The sequence below is a fragment of the Lachnospira sp. genome (genome assembly GCF_016290755.1).
Taxonomy (GTDB): Bacteria; Bacillota; Clostridia; order Lachnospirales; family Lachnospiraceae; genus Lachnospira; species Lachnospira multipara.
The window spans coordinates 1-4,157 of the sequence record NZ_JAEEVD010000096.1 but is presented as its reverse complement, the minus strand read 5'-3'; the positions used below and the strand labels follow the sequence as shown (position 1 = coordinate 4,157).

General features: G+C 35.5%; 2 protein-coding genes and 1 pseudogene. 1 reads left to right on the top strand and 2 read right to left on the bottom strand.

Features of this window, described 5'->3' with window-relative positions:
• Both QVA17_RS12340 and aspS read right to left on the bottom strand, forming a co-directional pair.
• Positions 1–327, bottom strand: a pseudogene (locus tag QVA17_RS12340) (serine hydroxymethyltransferase); the annotation flags it as partial.
• Between the two features lie 262 nt (positions 328–589).
• Positions 590–2,401, bottom strand: a complete 1,812-nt coding sequence (gene aspS, locus QVA17_RS12335) for an aspartate--tRNA ligase (RefSeq protein ID WP_287389294.1) — start codon at positions 2,399–2,401, stop codon at positions 590–592.
• Between the two features lie 269 nt (positions 2,402–2,670).
• On the opposite strand from aspS, the gene QVA17_RS12330 reads away from it, so the two are divergent.
• Positions 2,671–4,074 carry an MATE family efflux transporter gene (locus QVA17_RS12330; RefSeq protein WP_287389292.1) on the top strand — a complete coding sequence of 468 codons (1,404 nt, stop codon included), beginning with the start codon at positions 2,671–2,673 and terminating at the stop codon, positions 4,072–4,074.
• Positions 4,075–4,157 lie beyond the last annotated feature (83 nt).

Below are 4,157 nucleotides of genomic sequence, written 5' to 3'. Positions count from 1 at the left end.
AACAAGTGCATAGAACACTGCCATATTAGCCTGTGCACCTGAATGAGGCTGAACGTTAACGTATGTACAACCAAAAAGCTTCTTAGCTCTTTCAATTGCTAAGTTTTCTACTACGTCAACATATTCACATCCACCGTAATATCTCTTAGCTGGGTAACCTTCAGCATACTTGTTAGTAAGTGGGCTTCCCATAGCAGCCATAACAGCCTTGCTTACTAGGTTCTCAGAAGCAATAAGCTCAATATGACTTCTCTGTCTTGCAAGTTCGTCATCCATAGCCTTAGCTAAATCTGGATCAAAACTTGACACTTCATTAAATGAATACATACAAATCCTCCCAAATCGTAATTCGTAAAAACTCTCTAGGTTTAAAAGTCCTTACGATTATTTATATTATAATAACTAGAGTTCATAAGTCAATTAATTTTAAAAGTATATAAGAAAGCCAAAACTCATTTTTTTAGTTTTACAGTTTTAGGAATACAAAAAGGAGCCGTTTCCGGCTCCTTTCCAAAACAGCTCATGTCAGTTATCAAATGCAAGATTTAACAGTTGCAAGATTTAAAAGTAACATGAAACTTATTATTTATTAGTTTTCTTCAGACTTTTCTTCTGTCTCTTCCTTAGCAATATCAATGCTTAATTCCTTGAGCTGCTTTTCATCAACAACATCAGGAGCATTAGTAAGGAGACAGCTTGCATCCTTAACCTTAGGGAATGCAATTACATCACGGATTGAATCGCGCTTAGCCATAAGCATTACAAGTCTATCAAGACCATATGCTAAACCAGCGTGTGGTGGAACACCATACTTGAAGGCATCAAGTAAGAATCCGAACTTCTCATTAGCTGTTTCTTCTGTAAGGCCAAGAGCCTTAAACATACGTGACTGAATATCAGCCTGGTGAATTCTTACTGAACCACCACCGATTTCTGTACCGTTAAGTACGATATCGTAAGCCTTAGCACGTACTGCACCTGGATCTGACTCTAACTTATCTAAATCTTCGTCCATAGGCATTGTGAATGGATGGTGCATTGCTACCCATCTTTCTTCCTCGTCTGACCATTCAAACTGAGGGAATTCTGTTACCCATAAGAACTTGTAATCATTTTTATCAAGTAAGCCCATCTTATCAGCAAGCTCAACTCTTAATGCACCAAGTACATTCCAAACGATCTTATTTCTATCAGCTGCAAAGAGTAATAAATCACCCTTCTCACCGTCAAGTGCCTTAACTAAGGCATCCATCTCTTCTTCTGTCATAAACTTAGCAAATGAAGACTTATATGTACCATCTTCATTAATAGCGATATAAGCTAAGCCCTTAGCACCATAGCCCTTAGCGAAATCAACTAAAGCGTCGATCTTCTTACGAGGCATGCTGCCCTGACCCTTTGCGTTAATACCACGTACTGAGCCGCCATTTTCAAGAGCTGATGTAAATACACCAAAGCCGCAGTTCTTAACAAGTTCTGATACATCATGAAGTTCCATACCAAAACGAAGGTCTGGCTTATCAGAACCAAATCTATCCATAGCTTCCTGCCATGTCATTCTCTGAATTGGAAGCTGTACATCAACATTAAGTACTTCCTTGAAAAGATGTGCAAGTAATCTTTCGTTAACATCGATTACATCATCAACATCAACAAATGATAATTCCATATCGATCTGAGTAAATTCAGGCTGTCTATCAGCTCTTAAATCTTCATCTCTGAAACATCTTGCAATCTGCATATATCTATCATAACCAGAGCACATAAGCATCTGCTTAAATAACTGAGGTGACTGAGGAAGAGCATAAAATTTACCTGGATGAACTCTTGATGGAACTAAATAATCTCTAGCACCTTCTGGTGTAGACTTAGTAAGCATTGGAGTTTCAATCTCAAGGAAACCTTCATTAGCAAGGAATGCTCTTGTTAATGTAGCAACCTTACTTCTCATAATAATGTTAGACTGAATATCAGGTCTTCTTAAGTCAAGACATCTATACTTAAGTCTAATATCTTCCTTAGTTGAAATATTCTCTTCAATTGGGAAAGGAGGTGTCTCAGATTCTGAAAGAATTCTAAGAGACTCTGCGATAACTTCAATATCACCAGTCTTTAAATTCTCATTTACGGCACCTGAACGCTTATTAACTGTACCCTCTACAGCAATAACGAATTCGTTACGAAGTGTATAAGCTTTATCAAAACCTTCCTTACCAATTACATTTTCATCGAAAAGGATCTGTAAAAGACCACTTCTATCTCTTAAATCTACGAAAATTAAAGCACCTAAATTTCTTCTTTTTTGTACCCAACCCATAACTGTAACTTTTTCTCCAACATTGGCGCTAGATACTTCAGTACATCTATGAGTTCTTTTCAAACCTACCATTGACTCTGCCATGATTAGTTACCTCTTTCTACCTATTTAACTCATCTAATATAAGTCATAAAACACAATCTTTATAATAATAAATTCTTGGCTATTTGTAAAGCAGACTTTAACAAGTTCTAGTGCGTAAAAAATTGTTAAAAATCTAATATTTTCCAATCTTTTTTGCGTTAAAGCGTTGGCTTGATATAGCTATGTTTCTAATGATATAGTATCAAACGATTCAATGAACGAACTACAAATGTCCGTCTTAGAAAGAATATAGTTTAAGGAATGAGAAAATGAAGAATTTTACGAAAGGTCCGATTATACCGCAAATGCTGCTTTTTAGTATACCTCTGGTGTTTACTAATCTATTGCAGGTACTTTTTAATCTGTGTGATGTGGCGGTAGTCGGAAGATTTGCAGGCTCTAATGCCTTAGGAAGTGTTGGCTCTTCAGTTATATTAATCCAGCTCTTTCTTGCCTTTATTATTGGAATGAGCGGTAGTATAAATGTACTTACTGCCCTACATATTGGAGCTAAGAATAAGAAAGATTTATCAGAAACAGTTCACACAAGTATAATAATTAGTTTCTTAGAAGGAGTAGTTATCCTATTAATAGGAATTGCCTTCTCGCCAATTATCCTAAAGCTTTTAGGAACTAAGGAGGAATTAATTAAAGGGGCAATTATTTACGCAAGAATCTGCTCGCTTGGTATGCCAGCTCTTGGTATTTATAATTGGGGAAATGCAGTTTTATCCGCAGCTGGTAACACTAAAAAGCCACTTTATTTTTTATCCATTAGTGGTGTGATAAATATTATTCTAAATTTATTTTTTGTAATTATTTGCCATCTTAGTGTAGCAGGAGTTGCCCTTGCAAGTGTGATTTCCCAATACGCACTAGCAGTTATGATTATTGTTACTATGCTTAAAGAAAAGCAAGACTTTAGACTTGAGATTAAGAAAATAAGAATCACTAAATCAAAGGTTCCAACTATTACTAGACTTGGAATTCTATCTGGCTTTCAAAGTGCAGTTTTCCACTTTGCAAACCTTTTTGTTCAAGCTGGTGTTAATAGCTTTGATGCTACTTTTGTTTCAGGAAATTCTGCTGCCACTAATGCTGACACTATTGTTTTTGAATGTATGGCAGCCTTTAATACAGCAGGCGCTACCTTTGTTGGACAAAACTTTGGCGCTAGAGATAAGAAAAGAATTAAATATAGTTATTTAACTAGCACTCTTTTATCCATGGCACTAGGCCTTATACTAGGCATTCTATTACTACTCTTTGGAAGAGAATTCCTATCTTTATTCTCTTCAGATGCCGCAGTTATAGACGCAGGACTTAATAGGGTAAATATTATGGCACTATCTTTATTCTTATCCGCCCTTATGGATTGTAGTATTGCTGCTTCAAGAGCAATTCACAAAACTGCAATACCAACCTTTATTGTAATTATGGGTTCATGTGTATTTAGAATTTTATGGGTAAAAACTGTATTTGCCTTTATAGGCACTATCCCATCCCTCTATTTACTATATCCATTCTCCTTTATAATTACAGGTGTTGCTGAAATTGCCTACTTTGTTTACTGTTATAAGAAGCTTTATTTTAAATCTGATTCGATAATTAACAGCCATAAATCAAGCTTAGATATGAATGGAAAGCCTTATTTTAAAGAGCATTTGACATAAAACTTATAAAGAAAAAAATCTCTTCTACTGGATAATCCAGTTAGAAGAGATTTTTTATCTTCTTTTACTATTCGTTTTTTAAA